Source organism: Flavobacterium orientale (assembly GCF_014638005.1).
GTDB lineage: Bacteria > Bacteroidota > Bacteroidia > Flavobacteriales > Flavobacteriaceae > Flavobacterium > Flavobacterium orientale.
In genome coordinates this window covers 1-515 of the sequence record NZ_BMFG01000050.1, presented here as the reverse complement: position 1 = coordinate 515, position 515 = coordinate 1, and the positions used below count along the sequence as shown (strand labels likewise).

At 39.6% G+C, this 515-nt stretch carries 1 protein-coding gene; it reads left to right on the top strand.

Going from position 1 to position 515, the window contains the following annotated elements; translation table 11 throughout:
* Positions 1-421, top strand: a 421-nt coding sequence (locus IEV15_RS14590) for an integrase core domain-containing protein (RefSeq protein WP_188363269.1), incomplete at its 5' end; no start/stop codon positions are given.
* Positions 422-515 lie beyond the last annotated feature (94 nt).

Below are 515 nucleotides of genomic sequence, written 5' to 3'. Positions count from 1 at the left end.
AGATGAGCCAACTGTTCTTCATACGGACCAAGGTAGCGTGTATGCTTCACTCGCCTATAATGAGCTGATAAAGGACACGATGATTGTGAGGTCTATGTCCAGGGCAGGAAAGCCTACAGACAACCCTGTGAACGAATCCCTCAACGGATGGATAAAAGAGGAATTGTTCATAGACTTCAAGATTGAGACATGTAATTCAAGAGAGGAGTTCGAGGAGGCCTTGGACGTATACGTGGATTATTACAATGAGAAAAGACCATGTTATGCTATCGGCTATGATACGCAAAATAATTACAGGAAGAGGTTTTATAAAGGGGAGCTTCCAATAATGGACACTTTTGGGAAGCGAGAGGCTAATGCAACACCGAAGTTCGTCACAGAACGGAAGAAAATGGCTGGAAATGAGAAAAATAAAGAATAATGTTCACTTTTATAAAGAAAAACTTGCAAATATGGATGAGATTGTCTACTTTTGCAAATGAAAAGGAACGAAATTTGATAGATATGTGTACTTT